This window comes from Paenibacillus sp. sgz302191 (genome assembly GCF_057749925.1).
Genome location: NZ_JBYLHY010000022.1, coordinates 108,601 through 125,530, shown reverse-complemented (window position 1 = coordinate 125,530; position 16,930 = coordinate 108,601). Strand labels below are relative to the sequence as shown.

The window sequence follows — 16,930 nt, the reverse complement described above, 5'->3', positions numbered from 1 at the left end:
TCCAATCTATGTATCGGCCTGTACGCCGGACAGCTTTTTATAAAAAGCGAGCCGCGCTTCACCGTCATAATAATAATTCGGATACGTGCCGATCAATTCAAAGCCGTTTGCCCGGAACATGCGCTGAATCGGCTCATATTCGGGCAAATCGCACGTATACGTGAGCAAATAGCGCCCCTGCACCGACCTGACGAAATCTTCCAGTGACCGGAACAAAATTTTCGCCAGTCCGTGCCTGCGATATTCCCTGTGCACCGCCAGGTAATCCCATAAAAAGCCGCCGGATTGATGCTCGTTCTCCTTGCAGCTCGTTACGGCGATGAGCTCGCCCGCTTCATTTTCCACGAACCAGTGCCGGTGATTCCGCTGCCGCAAGCTTTCCAGCGGCGCTTTGCGAAAATGCTCCATCTCGCCGGGGGTATGCCGTTGATCGTCAAACGACATCGCCGACAAATAAAATTCGGTAATCCGCTGCGCATCTTGTTCTGTCGATAACTCGATCACCTTCATCGAAGTGCTCCCTCTCTTTTTTTAAGAAACGGATAACGTTCCGTTCCAATCCTCGGTCGTCCCATCCCGGAAATACTCGTCGCACACGTAAAAATACAGCTGGGCCGCTTTATCGTGGCGGTTTTGCTTGATGACCATCAAAAAGGCTTCCCTTGCGTCGTAAAAGCGCCCGACCTGGTAATACGTGACGGCTTGCTCGAACAAAGCTTTCGTTTTGTCTTTCAAAGCTCTTGACGTGTCAGGATCGCCATGGTACACGTCATACAGACGGAGCGGCTCCTTCATGCCCCCGACCTGAATCATTCCCAAGCTGCGGTACTTGAAGGCGGAAGGCTCGTCGAGCGCCTGCACGACATGGTCGGTAATCAAAATCGAGGCGCCCAGCGGCTCGGTCAGCTTTTCCAGCACTGCCGCCAGATTGACGCCGTCGGAAATGACGTTGCCCTCCAGCCGCTGCTCCTCGCCGATAATGCCGAGCCGAAGCGGACCTTTGTGCAGGCCGATGCCCAGCTCCACCGGCTTGTAGCCGACTTTGGCGCGATGCGAGTTGTAAATATCGAGCTCCTTGCGCATTTCGATCGAAGCGCGCAGCGCCTCGTCGGCCCGGTTCGGGAACAGCGCCATGAAACCGGCGCCCAAGTATTTGTTCACCAGTCCCTGATTCTTGCGGACGTAAGGGCCGAACCTTTTCAGAAACGAATTGACGAAGTTGAAATTTTCCTCAGGCGACAGCCGCTTGGACAGAAAGTAAAAATTGCGGATATTAAAAATCATGATGGACATGTTCTGCTCCACCTGATCGCCGAGCTCGACGTCGAGAATGCTCTCCTTGTTCAAAAACCGCAAAAATTGCTGCGGCACGAACCGGTAGTAGGACTGGCTGAAATTTTCCACCTTCGTAATATAGTCGCGGATGTGCGCCGCCATCGTATTGACGCTGTCGCCCAAATCCGATACTTCGTCCCGGGTATTGATCTTCACGACCGTGTCCCAGTTCCCCTTCGCAATCTCGCCGACGCTGTTGCGCAGCTTGCGGATCGAGGACAGCAGCACAAACGTCATGAACATGAGCACGAGCAGGAGCCCGATCGAAATAAAGACGATGTTGCGGATAATCGACTGCAGGACAGCTTGACGGTGCTTCACGAAGCCGTCCATATTTTTGTCCGTTTCGAACACGCCGACAATCTGGCCCGATGAATTGTAAATCGGTGCGATCGCGTACATCCAGTAGCCCGAGAAATCCTCCCACTGGCCCGTGGCGATCTTGCCTTCCCGCACCACCTGCTGGTTTTGCGGAGTCGGCGGGAACGGGTTGAACATATGCATGCCGTCGTCATCTTCCAAAATCCGGTATATTTGCCCGTTTTCGTACTTATATACCCCGATGTAAAAGCTCTGATTGTTTTCCTGTCCGCTGTTGTCGAAGACGGTTTTTATTTTTTGCCGGAACGACCGGTACGCAGGTCCTTGGTAATCCAGCGGGGAATCGATGCTTTCCAACTGGTCGCCGTCGATCAGATTCGGCCCGTTTTTGGCCAGCAGCGCAAGCTCGTTGAACGTTTCGTCTTCCATCTTTTTGGAAAAATTCGTGTAAATCACCATCGAAAGCAAAATCATCGAGGCCGCAATGACAGGGATCACGATTAATATTTGTTTGAACATCAGCGGCAGTCTGCGCTGCAAAATGTTGTAGTACAACAGCTTGACGGCATACAGCAAAAGCAGCGCCCCGGCTGCGGCGACGGACCATACGGCGATTCTGTGCGTCATGAGGGACTTGCCGAGCGCCGCTTCCGTCAATGCGGGAGTGAGCGTGCCGTCAGGCAGCAGCCGGTTGATCTGCGACGCCTCCACAATGACCATGCTCCCGTCGGGGGAAACGCTGTTCATCGTGGCCGTGAAGACGATGCCCGAGCCGCTGTCCGCCGCTTTTTTCTCCGTAAGCAAAGCTTCGAGAACGTAAGGATGGTTCGGGTCGAGCCTGCTGATCATTTTGCCCGTGAAATCGATAAAAACGAGCCTTCCCTGCTGATCGATGTGAAAGCTCTCGGGGAAGTTCCGGCGCGTCCGGTCGACGCCCGGCACAGGATACACCAGCTCGGAGCGCCCGTCTTCGAACGCCCGGTAAATCTCTCCGCTGCGCGTTGTGTAATAAATCTGTCCGGGCTGCCAGCCGTCCGCTTCGGACACGTATTTATGCTCCGGCAGCTTGACCGTGTAGACCCGCTTCGGCTCATCGCTTCCGACGGGAACCTGATACAGCGCCAAGCTGCTCTCTTCATCGTTAAAAAAGTACAGCGTCTCGTCCTTGATCTGCACATTTCGCAAACTGCCGATCCGGTACCGTTTGTTGTCAGAGTCGTTGTATTCCTCCGTGAACAAGCTGCGGTCAAACTGCCCGTCGGGCATATACCTGACGATTTGCTCGGATTTGACCGTGAGTCCGTAAGGATCGAGCAGCGTACGGATCGCGTACAGGTAGCCCCGGTCATCGGCAGCCATATCGTTGAACCTGTAAACTTCCCCGTTTTTCCCGACGTCGCTGGAAATGGAATACTGCAGCACTCCCGCGCTGTCCAGCTTGTGGATCATTTTTTTCGCATTGTCGATGACATACAGATTGTTATGTACATCCGCAACGGCTTTGGATAAGCCGTCGAACGGCTTGCTTTTCTGAAAAGGGCTTTCCTCCAGCATCGCCCGCTGATCGTACAAGTAGACTCCCGCCGCCGCCAGGAGCAGCAGGACGAGCAGCAAGGCCGCGATAGACTTCTTCATCGTTCGTTATCCCCTCGTTATCCGGATGATTTGTGCAGACGCATTCCAATCCACGTCAAGTCCCAGCGATTCTGAAATAAAACGCAGCGGAACGTAAGTTCGTCCTGCCAAAAGTACGGGCGGGGCATCGATCTCCACCGGTTTGCCGTCCATATAAGCCGCTGCGCTGTCTATCGTGCAAGTTACCGTCGTGTACTCCGTGCTTACGGTCACGGTATTGCTGTCCGCATCCCAGTCCACAGCCGCTCCGAACGATTCGGACACGGCCCTGACGGGCAAAAAGGCTTTCCCGCTTATTATAACAGGAGGAACCACGAATTGGATGGATAAATCTGGAGAAATCACGTTTTGCGCGGAAAAAATCTGCGCGTCCATGCCCGCAGCGGAGGCATCCGCCGCGATGACCGCGGAAGCGTCCGAGAGCGCCTGCATTTGCTCAGGCGTGTACTTGTCCGCTTCCTTCTGCTTGATCTGCGCCAGCAGCTGCTCCTCCTGCTGGCGGACCGCAAGCTCCGCTTGCTGCTGCGCCCCGCCCGGCGGCGGCTCCGGCTGGGCGCCCTGAAGCGCAGCCAGCAGTTCCTCCGCTGCGCCGAGCCGGGCGAACAGCGCCTCCTTCTCCGTCGACGCGATCGCCTCGTCGACGGCCTTGCCCGAGCGGGTCAGCGTCGCGACCCGCTCCGCGTCCTGCTGCGCCTGCGCTTCGCCCAGCGCAGCCGCAAGCTTGTGCTTCGCTTCTCCCAGCGTAGCCAGCCCTTCGGATGTGCCGTGCTGCACATCCGTCAGCCGCGCCTGCGCCGCCAGAAGCTGCTGCAGCTGCGCTGCCGCCGCCTTGGCGTCGCCCGCGGCGATCGCCTGCTCCAGCTTCTTCTGCTGGAGCGCGGCTTCTTCGGCCAGCCGATCCTCGCTGGCCTTATCGCCGCCACTGCCCGCCCCGCCGCCTCCGGGCGGGGTCTCGCCCTCCGCGGCCAGCGCCTGAATGAGCGCGTCCGGATTGTTCACCAGCTCCATCTGCCGCAGAGCTGCCCCGCTGTCTCCCTTGCGCAGCGCCTCCAGCATGGCGATCTGCGCCTCCGCGTCCTTGAGCTGCACCGCAAGGTCGGCGATTTCCGCCAGCTTTTGGCTCGCTACTGCCGTGTTTTTTGCCGTCTCCAGCTTCGCCTTGTCCGCCTGCAGCGCATCGATCTCCTTCTGCAGCTGCTCAGGCGTTTCTTTGGAAGCGATGGCTCCCGGCTGCGCGATTTCCACGGTCACCTTCAAAGTGGCCGCCTGCTCCTTCGACAGCGCGGCGCTGCCTGCCGGACCGGCTATCGCCCCCGGGTCTACGGCATTGTCCATGCCGAACCAGACCGCCCCGGGCTCATCCGCTTTAAAAAACATCCCCTGCCCCGACTTCGCCATCGTCGCCGCAGCGGCGTTATAGGCCGCGGGCGTCAGCGCGTCCAGCCGGATTTGATAGGAACCGATGATGACGGTTCCCGAGCCGCCGCCGTCGTCCGCTTGCGCCGGGGGTGCGCCGCTGTCCGCCGGCGGAACGACCGCCAGCGTGCCCGAACTGCCGTCGCCCGCAAGCGGCGATTCGCCGACGGCCTGCCCTTTTTTGTACAGAACGACTTTCAAATCGTCCGGTTTGCTGAACATAAGCGTCAAATAGCGGACCGGTTTGCCGATCTTCGCCCGCTTGCCGACCGCCTTGCCTTCCTTCGTAAACACCGCGTATTCGTCAGCGCCCAGCTTTTTATTGACGGTGAGGCTCAAGTCGCTAAGCAGCGGCCCTACGGCAGGCTTGATCCGCCAAGTCCCGGAAGGCGCTTGCGGCTTCTCCGGCTTGACTGCGGCCAGACCGTCGTCGATTTCTTTATAGGGAAGAATTCCCGGTTTGACTGTCCTTTCGACGGCCCCTCCCGTACCTGCGTTCAGCTTGTCCAGCGCCAGCCTGTAGCCGATTTGCGCCGACAGCACCTGGCCGTCAGCCTTGACGGCGGCGTCCTTGTAAGCCTGCAGCTCGCTTTCGGCCATCAGCCCCAGCTTGCGCTTTTGGCCGGCTTTGTCGAGATCGCTTGCGGCTTTGTCTTTGTCCCGCAGCGCCTGCGCGTAGCTTTCCTCGACGCCCTTGGCCTCCAAATACGATTGCCGGACCGCCGCAATAACGCTGTTGCGGCTTTCTTTTTCCTTCAGTACCGCCTTATTCTGCTCCATCGTAGCGATCGGAAGCGCATCCCGCAGGTCGTCCAGGTAGCGCAGACCGTCATACTCGCCCTGCAGCAGCGATTTCGGAATCGGAATAAAGCCCAGCAGCATGAAATACCCTTCCCAATCCTGCTTCACCCGCTCCAGTGTCGTCTCATAACCCGCCAAAAAAAGCTCCATATCGATGTCCTGCGCCTTGTACATGCCGTCCATCACTTTCATTCGCGCCGCGCCGAACTTGGAGCTGTACAGATCGCGGGCCGCATCCAGCTTCTGATCCGCCAGACGCCGGTCGGCGGCGTCCTGGAGCAGGCTGAGCGACGTTTTTTGCGCGGCGCCGATATAGACGGGAAGCTGCTTCTCGCTCAGATCGCCGTAATCCGGTTGAAAAGAGAGCTGCACCTTGTTTTCCATGTCCAGGCCGAGCTTCCCGCCGAGCGCCAGACGGCTCGCTTTGGCGGTCAGCTGCGCCTGCTTGTAGTCTGAGGCCGACTGCTCAAGCGCTTTATCCGCCGCTTCCTGTTCCTCCGGCTTCGCCAGGCCGTACTTCCGCTTCGTCTTGACCGCATCGGCGGCGCTTTTGGCGCCTTCCGCTTTTTGCCGGCTTGCCTCCTCGCCCGCCGCGTCCTGATAGGCCTGCAAATATGCCTTTTCGACATCAAATGTGACCTCGATCCCAGCCTGCCTCAACGTCTCCTGGGCCACGTACAGCTGCTTCTTCGCCTCCGGCACTTTCATCCGCGTGTTCAAATCCTGGCTCAAGTTGCGCGGCTTGGCAAAAAGTCCCGAAGCCTTCGCCTCCTCCGCCTTGACCGCATGCTGCGCCTGCTCCAGCTCGATCCGCTTCTTTTGTACATCCGTCTTCGCATCGCGTATCTGCGGGCTGATCTTCAGCCCCTGATCGATGGCTTCCTGCATCGTCAATGCCTTGACGGACGCGGCTAATGCCCGCGGAGCCAGGCTAACCGCCGGCGAACCGGCGACCAGCAGCAGAACAAGCCCCGCCCTGACAACTTTGGCAAGTAACAAACTGAATCCCTCCGCTCAAAAACTCTATTTCCATAGTACAATATATCTACCTTTTGCGGCACTCCTCTTTTAGCTAAAAATGATAAAAAAACTCGAATCCGGCGGGAGGGTTCGAGCTTTATTCGGGATGATGGAATATCACCGGGATAAAATTTAAATCTGAAATCACGGATTGTTGAAAAAGTGAGGACACTTTGGTCGACCGACCGCCGTCATGCAGCACAACACCGCGCGCTGGGATCTAGGGTTCGGGAACCAGAGGGGACTGTTACAACCCTCCTCTCCCGGTGCAGGTTGCGGTGTTGCACAACCAGGGGGAGGCATTCGGTCGATTGGAAGGGGGAAAACCTGCGAAAGTGCAGGAATTATCTGTGAAAAAGGCCCGAAATGGCGAAAAGCCTGCGATTGTGCAGGAATTTTCGATGAAAATGAATCTGAGCCCATGTTTGCGGCGAAAAGCCTGCACATTTGCAGGAATATTTCCCGGGCAACGTGTCATCGATCAAAAAGCTGCACTTTTGCAGGCTTTCTTCGCGCTGCCAGTTCGGAGCAATAGTCTTTGAATTTGACCGTTTTCGCCTCGACCCTTTGCCGTATTTGATCCATAACGCCTCCGGTCTCGCTCGCCCGCTTTGGCGGCCGTTAACGTTTCATCAACCCCGCCGCGACCGGAACATCCGGTCAAGATCCCGATCAAGATAGCAAGCGCAAGCACCACGATCCCTCGTTGTTTCATTGCATTCACTCCGTTAAGTTCAGAATGGACGGGTCTTCGAAGAATGGGATACGCGAATGGCTATTCGCAATAACTTGTCATACGATGACGAAAATATAGAAACAGGTCGCTTTCCGCCAACTCGAATCCGGTAATCCGTTGCTGACGGCATTTTTTTCTAGTACTATGAAACTATATGTCAAGAGGAGAGATCGACATGGGAAATCTCGTATGCGGAGGAGCGATGCTCCAATGTTCGTTCGGCGCCAGCCCAAGTTTGCTGATGGTGCTTCCGGTCAATAGCGTCATGACCTCGATGCCCATTGCGAACATTATGGACAACAAGCCTATGGTGAACATTTTGCCCTTCGGCATGTGCAACTCCATGGCCAATCCGACCGTAGCGGCCGCTACTGCCGCCAGTTTCGGCGTGATGACGCCGATGCCCTGCGTGCCCGTCACTGCTGCGCCCTGGGCTCCCGGATCGCCGACGGTGCTTGTGGCGAATATGCCCGCACTGGGCAATACTTCCAAATGCATGTGCAACTGGGGCGGCGTTATTCAAATCCAGCAGCCGGGACAAATGACCATTCAGGTCCCTTGATTTTACCTAATTCGGAGGAGTGAACAAGCTTGGAGATCCAGCCGGTCAAAACTGTGGAAAAAGTGCTGAAACCTGTCGTAGCCCCCTTCCTGGGACACGTGCTCAAATGGCTGGCGGTCGTCGGCAAGCTGCCTGCCATGGCGATTGCCAAATTGCAGCAGTTTTTGCGGCAAATGCTGCAAACCCGCGAAACCTCACTGAAAAACTATGTATTGATTGGTTCCTACTACGTTTCCAAAAGGCTGCTCCTCTTCATCGTCTTGTTTGTTCTAGTCCTTATATACTTCATCTTCATCCAGCCTCCGGCAATCGTGAACAAATGGCTCAACCGCCTGCCGGTTCTCCAGGAAAATACCCCGAAGCTGTCCGCCTACTCCGGCCCGGCCAAGGTGGTCAGCGACGATGCGAACAGGCAGTCCCGGTATGTCGGCGATTTGGTGGACGGGCTTTATGCCGGCAAGGGCAAGCTCTACAACCCCGGCGGCACGCTGATCTATGAAGGGGATTTTGATAAAGGCCAAAAATCGGGCAGCGGCACGCTGTACGACGAGCAGGGCGGCATGCTGTATAAGGGGGCTTTTGCCGGAGACGCTTTTAACGGCGCGGGAACGCTTTACTACGGGGAGCAAAAAGTGCGCTACATCGGCGAGTTTCAAAACGGCAAGTTCGGCGGCGCCGGGAAACTGTTCTCGACGGCCGGCGACATTCAGTATGACGGCGCTTTTAACGCCGGACTGTACAACGGAGCGGGCAAGCTGTTCTCGCCATCGGGCACCGCCCTGTACGAAGGCGAGTTCGCCTCCGGCGAATACAACGGGGCCGGCAAGCTGTTCGACGGCAAAGGGCTGCTCATCTACGAGGGCGGCTTCAAGAACGGCCGCTATTCCGGCGAGGGCACCGAGTATTACCCTAGCGGCCTGATGAAATACAAAGGCCAGTTTCTCGTGGGCCAGTATGGCGGAGAAGGCGCCGCTTTCGACGAGCAGGGCGTGCAGCGTTTCAAAGGCACGTTCCAGAGCGGTGCGCTGAACGGCGCCGGCGAAGCCTATGACGAAGCCGGCAAGCTCGTCTATCAGGGCCAGTTCAAAGCCGGCGTCTATGACGGCATCGGCACTTTGTTCGACGCGGACGGCGCGCCGCTGGTCAAAAGCTTTTTTGCAGGCGGCCGCATCAGCCTGCAAAGCTTTATCGGCTTGCCCAGCAAGAAGGTCGAAGACCTGCTGGGCAAGCTGGCCGAGGTGACGCTGCAGGATATCAGCGTCACCCTCGCGGGCCAGGAGGCGGCTGCAAGCGCCTCCGCGGATTCCGGCGGCGCTGCCGGCGAAGCCGCCGCCATACCGGCCGCGCCATCCGCGCCGGCGGCCGGCCCGGATGCATCAGCACCCGTGAAGCTGCTGATGAGCTATCCCGGCTACCAGATGTCGCTGCTGGTAGAGCCTTCCAAGGACAACCCGAAGGAGGCCGTTGTCACCTCCCTCGCGATCTGGGGCAGCAAACCGCTTGCGGTGCTGCAGCCTGCGATCGAGACGATCAAGAAGCGCACCGAGCCGAACGACGAAGGCTACCGGGTGATGGAACTGCAAGCTCCCGCCGATGGCGGCGCGTATACGAACAGCTATTACAAAGACGATTTCCTGTTCACGTTCACCTATTTCCAGAAAGCAAAAACAGCCCACCTGCTGCAGGTGAGCTCGTTGAAATAATTCGCATCCCCCTGCCGGCTTTCCCCGGCGGGATTTTTCTTTGTTCATCCATGCGGGCAGTGCGTCGCCGCCGGATCATTTTGATAAAAAAAGTTCGGTTTCTTCTCCACATTGTCGTAGCCCCGGTGGAAAATATGCGTCGCCGCCGGAGACATCGGCGGAATCAGCCAAGTCCAATCCCCCGTAACGTCGCGCCCCGCCTGCCGCTCCTTGTCCTCGAACCGCATAAACTGCTGGGCGGCCGTATGGTGGTCCACGATCGTGACCCCGATCTGCTGGTACGAATGCAGCACAGCCGCGTTCAGCTCGACGAGCGCCCGGTCCTTCCAGAGCGAAGCTTCTTTGCGCGTGCTGAGCCCCATCACTTCAGCGACCTTTGGCAGCATGTTGTAGCGCTGCGTGTCGGCCAAATTTCTCGCGCCGATCTCCGTGCCCATGTACCATCCGTTGAAAGGCGCCGCCGTATAGTGCAAACCGCCGATTTCCAGCCGCATATTGGACACGAACGGCACGGCATACCACTTCAGCCGCAAATCGGCGAAGCCGGGAATATCCGGATGAACAAGCGGCACCTCCAGCACCAGGTCGCGCGGAATTTCAAACAAACGCGGCTCGCGCTCCCCGATTTGCACGACAAGCGGCAGCACGTCGAAGTGCGTGCCCGGCCCTTTCCAGCCCAGCGCTTGGCACAGGGCCGTGATGCGCAGGGAGATCGGATCCCCGACGATGCCGGATTCCGTTTCGTAGCCCGCATAACGGATCAACTGGTCGTTGCGGATGCGAATCGGCCCCCCAGGGTCTGCCGACGGCCTGAAAACGGTGATCATAGGCCGGATTTTGCCGCCGTTCGTCGCCGTTTCAATATGGCGAAGCAGCGCATCCGCAACCGCTTCCTCCGTGTCGGCCTCGCGGGCGTCAATCACCTGCAGCGTATCCACGAACAGCCGGCCAATGCAGCGGTTGCTGTTGCGCCAGGCCATTTTCGCCCCGTGCTTCAACTCCTCCTCCGTATGCGTGTAGCAGCCAGTTTCGGACACATCCCGGCTAATTTCCCGAATGCGCCGCTCGACGTCTTGCGCCGATTTTCCCAGCTCTCCGTAACATTCCTGTATGAACTGTGAAGCTTCTTCGATGAGTTGACTCTGATCGTGCATGAAGCAAGCTTTCATAAATATTTACACCTCGTTGCTTACAATCATATCAAATTCGCGAGCTCATGAAAAACTCGACTGGATTGCCCGTGCCCTACGGGTGCTTTTTCTCACCGTCGAAGGCTGGAGAAATGCTGTTATCGGTTGCAGCCGGCTCCCCGGCATAATGGCCGCACCTCATCCTTGGGCAGGACGGTCTATTTACGTTTCCGGAACACGACCGGAAGTTGGCTCGATAAACCCATGGCTAAAGCTGGCACCATCAACAGCAATGCGCAGAAAACTTGCAAAAGTCTGGCCGCTGAGAAAACCGTACATTGGAGAGGTGCATCCCTATTAACGTGTAGTAAACCATGCAAAAATCAGCTTGGTGATAAAACGACGGGGCAGAGGAAACCGGAGAGGGCGCCGCCGTTCTTCCCCAACCCACGCCTCTCCTGCACGAGTTGCAGCGCAACACACCGGGCGCAGCTCCTAGCGCGCGGTGCTGCGCTGCATGACGGGTGGACAAGGCGGCTTGGCAGTGGAAAAACCTGCGAAAGTGCAGGTTTTTTCCATAAAAATGCCCTATTTTGACGAAAAGCCTGCGATTGTGCAAGAATTTTTGGCGAAAATGAATCTGAACCCATATTCGCTGCCAAAAGCCTGCACATTTGCAGGAATATTTCGTTGCCGGCGTATCCATCGAGCAAAAACTGTACTTTTGCAGGTTTTCTTCGTGCAAGCAGGCAGATTGTGCAACCGGCTCCGGCTCGGGGGTACCCAACAGCCTGAAATCTGCAGTTATTTCAGTATACACCTTCGGCTAGTCAAACGGCTTAACGAACGGTTGCGGCGCCGCCTTTAAACCGAGGCGTGAAACCCGCTCCCACCCCGAACATGGCAGTTCTCATTGCCCCATGTCTAAAAATTACCGCTAAACCGATCCGGCACGTATTCAATTCTGGAGTCCGCCGCGAAAACCAGCTGTCCCGACTCTGCCGAATAATGTACGGACCCTTCTTTGACGTAATACCATATTTTGCGGGTAGGCTGGTCGTCGAACTCTTGAAACACGAACACGTTCAGTTCGTCCTTCCACTTCAAAAGCTCTTCCATGGCCGAATCCTCCGGCGCCGTCACGGCAAACGTCCAGCCTTCCCCTTCCTTTTGAATGTCATAGCGGACGGGCTGCTTTCCCGAATCGATAAAAGTCCTGCCTCCGACCGCATGTTTGATCAAAAAAGTTTCCTTCATAGATGTTCCCCCCTCATTACGGAAGATCGATCAGCATAAAAAAGCTGTCTTCGCTCGCTTTAATTGTCAACGAGGACTCTGATTCAATGCGCGCCGTGTCCCTTTTGTCCAACAGGTTCCCATTCACGCTCACGCTGCCTTCAATCGTAAAGAAAAATACCCTGCGGCCTTCTTCCTGCCGGAACGCAAGCTCTTTCTCCCGATCCAATCTGCTCAAATAAATCGTCATGTCCTGATGAATGCGGGACGCATGCTCCGACCCTTCGGGCGACACAACCGCCAGCAAAGCGTTTTGCAGCCGCTCCGCTTCGTACGTGCTCGTTTCAAAAGATGGCGTCAGCCCGCGCTCTGAAGGCATGAACCATAATTGCAAAAGACTCAACGGCTCCGTATCGGAAGCGTTGTATTCCGCATGAATGACGCCTGTGCCTGCGGTCATCCTTTGCACGCCGTTCGCGCCGGTCACGGCCACATTGCCGAGACTGTCCTCATGCTTGATTTGTCCGCTGAGCACGATGGTGACGATTTCCATATCGCTGTGCGGATGCGGCCCAAAGCCTCGGCCGGCGGCAATATCGTCATCATTGCATACCCGCATGACGCCGAAGCCCGTATTGTCCGAATCAAAATAATCGCCGAACGAAAAATTGCGGTGGCTGGTCAGCCATCCGAGATCGATGCCGCTGCGCGACGCTGCCGGGTAAATTCGAATCAAGGTAAAATGCCTCCTTCAAGCGGAAAAATGTTGGTGTTGCAGCTTACGGCTTAATTGTAACCTTTTTGGCTACAAATACAAAGCTGAAATACGGTTACCTGCCCGGCCGGCCCGTTTGAAACTTTTGCAGGCCCGCCTCCAAATTTTCATAAGCCCATTTCCGGTGGTTGTCGTCTTCATACTGCCGATAGGCACATTCAATCCACAGCACAAGATCCAGATAAAGATCGTACAATGCTCTGCGCTCCCGCTGGGACGGTGTTTGGACGGACATCCCGCAGCCTTTTTCAAACGCCGCCGACTGTTCAAAATGGCTGAAATAATGCTCCATCAGCGGGTCGGCCCATAACGCTCTTTCGAAATCGATGATGCCCGAGATGCGGCCGTCTTGCACGAACACGTTTCCGTTCCACAAATCCCAATGGATCAGGCTCGGCGTTTGCACTTCCTGCAGGACGTCAAGACTGCTTTTGGCGATTTGCTCGATTTCGCCGTAAGGTCTGGGCAGCTCCACCCCCGCATCCCGCCCGTCGGCAAGTACATCGCTGAACATCCGGTAAAAAGCGTCGGCCCAAGAAGCGCTCAGCCGCTCTTCCTGCGCATAATAGCCGAACCCGGGACCGCGGTATTCATTTATGATCCGGTTGCAGACGCCGATTTCATGCTCGACAGCCTCTTGTTCCTGCTGCGTCAAATCCGCTTTGATTTTGCTGTAGGGCTCTCCCTGAATGCGCTGCATAATAAAATATTCGGAGGCGATCAGGCTGCACGAATCGTCATGTCCGTACACCGCGGGGATTGGCAGCGCATTCAATTTAGCCAGCAGTTTCAGGACCGATACTTCGGTCTTCATCATATTTTGCTCACATCGCATAACCCGCATCGACTGCGCCGGAGCCACTTTCAAAATAACCGTCTCCCCGTCGTCCCGAGTAACCGCATATGCCGTGTTGGCCCATCCGTCCGACAGCTCCCTCGCTTCGACAGCCCCGCACCCGAAGCAATTGCGGATAATTTTTTGAATATCCTCATGCGTTAATTGGCTTTTGAAAGAACTTCTCACCCTTCGCCACTCCTTCACTATCAAAAAAACGGGCATAAAAATAAAACTGCCCCATCGATTCTACTATATTATGAAATCGCCGCAATAACGCCACCTGCCTAAAAGAACGCGAAGGTTCGTTTGGCTTTCTCCTCCTTCTCCTCCTCCTCGGCGGCGGGTGGCCCGCAAAACGCGCAAAAACTCCCATGACGTCATGAACGTCACCACATAGAATGAAAATCAGGCCCGCTGCGATCTATTCGTACAAAAGTGCAGGCTTTTTCGAGGAAACCGGGCCGTTTGGCGAAAAAACGTGCGATTGCGCAGGAATTCCCACTTCCGATGGGACTGAGACCCAAATTTGCCAAAAAAACTGCAGAGTTCATCGCAGCCATTCCTAGAGTGGTTAAGCAGACCGAAAAACCTACCAAAGTGCAGGCTTTTTCTATGAAATCGGCTTGTTTTGGCGAAAAGCCTGCAAAAGTGCAGGAATTTTTGCTGAAAGTGAACCTGAGCCCGTGTCCCCTCTGAAAAGCCTGCACTTTTGCAGGAATTGTTCGTGGCCAGCGATCAAGTGAGCAAATTCATGTATTTTTGCAGGTTTTCTTCGTGCAGCCAGGCAGATTGTGGTTGTCACCTCCGACGCGGAGGGGTTTTTGGGCAGCCTGAGATTTGCAGAAAAATAGAACACAGTAGACCTGATTATTTTCATTCTGTGGGGCGACATCCGCGGCGTCATGAGAGTTTTCGCAAGTTTTCTGCGCAGTGGCCGATGATGACCTAACGGGCCAGTGTTTTCGCTTCGCACCGCGCGCAGCCCCAGCCTGCGGTGCTGCGCCGTACGACGGCGGTCGACGGCCCCTTTGGCTTTGCTCCGGCACCGGAACGCGGAACTTCCGGGCCCGTTCCGCCAAAAAAAGGGGCCGTCCCTTCGGCGGCTTATGCCGCTTGTTGGACAGCCCTGACTTGCAGCGCGCGCTTTTAGCGGCGTCGGTACAAAAGATACAAGAAGAACGGCGCGCCGATGCCTGCCGTAAATACGCCCGCCGGAATATCCAGCGGCTGGAAAAGCATTCTCCCGGCCAAATCCGCCAGGAGCAGGATCAGCCCGCCGACGAAGCCGGATACCGGCAGCAGCAGCCGGTAGTCGCTTCCTACAAGCCTGCGGGCCATGTGCGGGGCAAGCAGGCCGACGAACGAAACCGTTCCGGCGATGCCGACCGCAACGCCGGCCAGGGAGACGCTGAACAGCAGCAGCAGAAAACGGTCCATCTGCATGCGGCTGCCCAGGCCAAGCGCGATTCCGTCACCCAGCGCCTGCACGTTCAGCTTGTGGGCGTACACACAGGATAGCGGTATGAATACGGCCAGCCAAGGGGCGAGCGCAGCAACATGCTTCCAGTTCGTCCCGTAGACGCTTCCCGTCATCCAGCTCAATACCTGGGCGGCCAAAAACGATGGACCGCTAATGAGCAAAAACGTCGTCAGCGCCCCCATCGCCGTTGAAATTCCCAGGCCGATCAGGACAAGCCTGAATGTGGACAGCCCTTTTTTCCAGGCCAGCACGTAGTTTAATGCCGCGGAAGCGAATGCTCCCGCAATAGCAATGACAGGCACCCAATGAATGCTGTATTTGCTTGCCGTCAAAGTCATAAAAGCGACAACGGCTACAGACGCTCCTCCCGTTACGCCTATCAAATCCGGCGAAGCGAGGGAATTGCGGATGACGCCCTGCATGATGGCCCCGGCCATCGCCAGTGCCGCGCCGATCAGGATAGCCGCCGTGAGCCGGGGCAGCCGAAACTGCAAAATAATAAGCGCATTGCCGTCGCTGGTATCGCCCAACAAAACTTTAATAATTTGGCCCATCGGTATGCGCACGCTGCCCAGGGACAAGCTGACGACCGACAGCATGACGGTGACGGCGAGAAGCACGCCGATCATGAGCAGACCTTTTCTGCGCTTGCGGTCTATTATATTCGATATGCCGTTTGAATTCGCTGCCTGTCTAAGCATAGTTCCTCCTTCTTGCTACGTAGATGAGGAAAGGTACGCCCAAAAGCGCTGTAGCTACGCCGACGGGAACTTCCTTGGGCATTAGGATGAACCTGGAAGCCAGATCGGCAACGACAAGCAGCAATGCCCCGGCGATCCCGCAGTAAGGCAGCAGCCAGCGATGGTCATTTCCAACGAGATAGCGGCATAGATGCGGCACGATCACGCCGACGAACGCGATGGGACCCGCCACAGCCACCGAACCGCCTGCGAGCAAAACGATTGCGAGAGCCGATATAACTTTGACCAGAACCGCGCGTTGACCAAGCCCTTTGGACACATCATCGCTCAGCGCCATTACATTTAAAGATTTGGATAAAGCCATGGCCAGTACCCACCCGACCGCCAAATAAGGAATAACCATGGATAAATGGCGAAGCTCCCTGTTCGCGACGGAACCGATCAGCCAGAACAAGGCCTGGTCAAGCGACTGCTGATTGACCAGCATGACGCCCGATGTTACCGAAGTGGCAAACGCCGCCACAGCCGCACCCGCCAACGTTAATTTGATCGGCGTAAACCCGTCCCGTCCCTGCGAGCCGAGAAAAAAAACAAGCACTGCCGTCGCACCCGCTCCGGCGAAAGCAATCCAGACCATGCTGCCGAGCGTAAGATTCGAGCCGAACGCGGCGATGCCGAGCACGATAAAAAGAACCGCACCGGCGTTCACGCCAAAAATCGATGGCGATGCCAGAGGATTCCTCGTCAACACCTGCATCATGGCGCCCGCAATCGCCAGGCTGGCGCCGACTGCCGCCCCGATCAACGCACGCGGCACTCTCGTATTTATCAAAATAATATGCTCGTTCGAGCCGTTGAAGTGAGCGTAAGCTTCCCAAAGAGTTTTTATATCAAACTGCTTAAGGCCAAATAATACGCTTGCCAGCATACATCCAAGCAGCAGTACTGCGCCGACGGCCAAACCTGCGATTTTTGCCGTGCTGGCGTTCAGCAAGTTAACCAAAGAAGTCCACCCCCGAATTGAATCTCTCCGTCTATTACAAACATATTTATTGTAGAGTCGCATGCCGGTCATGTCAATGATTGTGATAATCATTTTCACTTCACCTTGACAAGATGTGGAAAGCTATTTATATTAAAAATGATAATGAGAATCGTTATCAAATAATTCTTGAGCCATACATGAAACGCGGATACACACAGAGAAATGCTTATCTTCTGAGCACAATGCCTATCTTTTA

13 protein-coding genes are annotated in these 16,930 nt (G+C 56.1%); 4 read left to right on the top strand and 9 right to left on the bottom strand.

Translation table 11 applies throughout. The annotated features are described in order from the left end of the window. Window positions 1-6: 6 nt before the first annotated feature. The 3 genes from AC3G2T_RS26410 to AC3G2T_RS26400 are packed head-to-tail and all read right to left on the bottom strand — an operon-like array spanning window position 7 to window position 6,507. Window positions 7-510, bottom strand: coding sequence for a GNAT family N-acetyltransferase (locus AC3G2T_RS26410; protein ID WP_474686194.1), 504 nt, complete (start codon window positions 508-510; stop codon window positions 7-9). Between the two features lie 21 nt (window positions 511-531). Next, the gene (locus tag AC3G2T_RS26405) at window positions 532-3,291 is read right to left on the bottom strand and encodes an adenylate/guanylate cyclase domain-containing protein (RefSeq protein ID WP_474686192.1); all 2,760 of its coding nucleotides are present in this window, start codon (window positions 3,289-3,291) and stop codon (window positions 532-534) included. 6 nt (window positions 3,292-3,297) lie between these two features. After that, window positions 3,298-6,507 carry a stalk domain-containing protein gene (locus AC3G2T_RS26400; protein ID WP_488437451.1) on the bottom strand — a complete coding sequence of 1,070 codons (3,210 nt, stop codon included), beginning with the start codon at window positions 6,505-6,507 and terminating at the stop codon, window positions 3,298-3,300. Between the two features lie 332 nt (window positions 6,508-6,839). Between AC3G2T_RS26400 and AC3G2T_RS26395 the strand changes: the two genes are divergently transcribed. The 3 genes from AC3G2T_RS26395 (at window position 6,840) to AC3G2T_RS26385 (ending at window position 9,529) form a co-directional block, all read left to right on the top strand. Next, window positions 6,840-7,070 carry a hypothetical protein gene (locus tag AC3G2T_RS26395; RefSeq protein ID WP_474686188.1) on the top strand — a complete coding sequence of 77 codons (231 nt, stop codon included), beginning with the start codon at window positions 6,840-6,842 and terminating at the stop codon, window positions 7,068-7,070. Window positions 7,071-7,439: 369 nt separating this feature from the next. Next, window positions 7,440-7,826, top strand: a complete 387-nt coding sequence (locus AC3G2T_RS26390; RefSeq protein ID WP_488437450.1) for a DUF4280 domain-containing protein — start codon at window positions 7,440-7,442, stop codon at window positions 7,824-7,826. A gap of 29 nt (window positions 7,827-7,855) precedes the next feature. After that, window positions 7,856-9,529 (top strand): MORN repeat-containing protein, encoded by a 1,674-nt coding sequence (locus AC3G2T_RS26385; RefSeq protein WP_488437449.1) that lies wholly within the window; start codon window positions 7,856-7,858, stop codon window positions 9,527-9,529. A 44-nt stretch (window positions 9,530-9,573) separates the two neighbouring features. Here AC3G2T_RS26385 and AC3G2T_RS26380 read toward each other — a convergent pair whose 3' ends face one another. The 4 genes from AC3G2T_RS26380 to AC3G2T_RS26365 form a co-directional block, all read right to left on the bottom strand. After that, entirely contained in the window at window positions 9,574-10,683 is a 1,110-nt protein-coding gene (locus tag AC3G2T_RS26380; RefSeq protein WP_488437469.1) for a nitric oxide synthase oxygenase, read from the bottom strand. 900 nt (window positions 10,684-11,583) lie between these two features. Next, the gene (locus AC3G2T_RS26375) at window positions 11,584-11,916 is read right to left on the bottom strand and encodes a hypothetical protein (RefSeq protein ID WP_488437448.1); all 333 of its coding nucleotides are present in this window, start codon (window positions 11,914-11,916) and stop codon (window positions 11,584-11,586) included. Window positions 11,917-11,932: 16 nt separating this feature from the next. Further along, window positions 11,933-12,631 (bottom strand): pirin family protein, encoded by a 699-nt coding sequence (locus AC3G2T_RS26370; protein ID WP_488437447.1) that lies wholly within the window; start codon window positions 12,629-12,631, stop codon window positions 11,933-11,935. A gap of 94 nt (window positions 12,632-12,725) precedes the next feature. Further along, window positions 12,726-13,694 carry a phosphotransferase gene (locus AC3G2T_RS26365; RefSeq protein ID WP_488437446.1) on the bottom strand — a complete coding sequence of 323 codons (969 nt, stop codon included), beginning with the start codon at window positions 13,692-13,694 and terminating at the stop codon, window positions 12,726-12,728. Window positions 13,695-13,973: 279 nt separating this feature from the next. Between AC3G2T_RS26365 and AC3G2T_RS26360 the strand changes: the two genes are divergently transcribed. Continuing rightward, window positions 13,974-14,204, top strand: coding sequence for a hypothetical protein (locus tag AC3G2T_RS26360; protein ID WP_488437445.1), 231 nt, complete (start codon window positions 13,974-13,976; stop codon window positions 14,202-14,204). 450 nt (window positions 14,205-14,654) lie between these two features. Here the strand turns inward: AC3G2T_RS26360 and AC3G2T_RS26355 are convergent, their stop codons facing one another. Next, the gene (locus AC3G2T_RS26355; RefSeq protein WP_488437444.1) at window positions 14,655-15,689 is read right to left on the bottom strand and encodes a FecCD family ABC transporter permease; all 1,035 of its coding nucleotides are present in this window, start codon (window positions 15,687-15,689) and stop codon (window positions 14,655-14,657) included. Next, window positions 15,682-16,692, bottom strand: a complete 1,011-nt coding sequence (locus AC3G2T_RS26350) for a FecCD family ABC transporter permease (RefSeq protein ID WP_474686170.1) — start codon at window positions 16,690-16,692, stop codon at window positions 15,682-15,684. The genes AC3G2T_RS26355 and AC3G2T_RS26350 overlap by 8 nt, the downstream gene beginning before the upstream one ends. Between the last annotated feature and the right edge of the window lie 238 nt (window positions 16,693-16,930).

Excerpts from the sequence above, each read along its gene's own strand:
- AC3G2T_RS26410 (WP_474686194.1), bottom strand. The coding sequence starts at position 510 with ATGAAGGTGATCGAGTTATCGACAGAACAAGATGCGCAGCGGATTACC.
- AC3G2T_RS26405 (WP_474686192.1), bottom strand. The coding sequence starts at position 3,291 with ATGAAGAAGTCTATCGCGGCCTTGCTGCTCGTCCTGCTGCTCCTGGCG.
- AC3G2T_RS26390 (WP_488437450.1), top strand. The coding sequence starts at position 7,440 with ATGGGAAATCTCGTATGCGGAGGAGCGATGCTCCAATGTTCGTTCGGC.
- AC3G2T_RS26380 (WP_488437469.1), bottom strand. The coding sequence starts at position 10,683 with ATGCACGATCAGAGTCAACTCATCGAAGAAGCTTCACAGTTCATACAG.
- AC3G2T_RS26375 (WP_488437448.1), bottom strand. The coding sequence starts at position 11,916 with ATGAAGGAAACTTTTTTGATCAAACATGCGGTCGGAGGCAGGACTTTT.
- AC3G2T_RS26355 (WP_488437444.1), bottom strand. The coding sequence starts at position 15,689 with ATGCTTAGACAGGCAGCGAATTCAAACGGCATATCGAATATAATAGAC.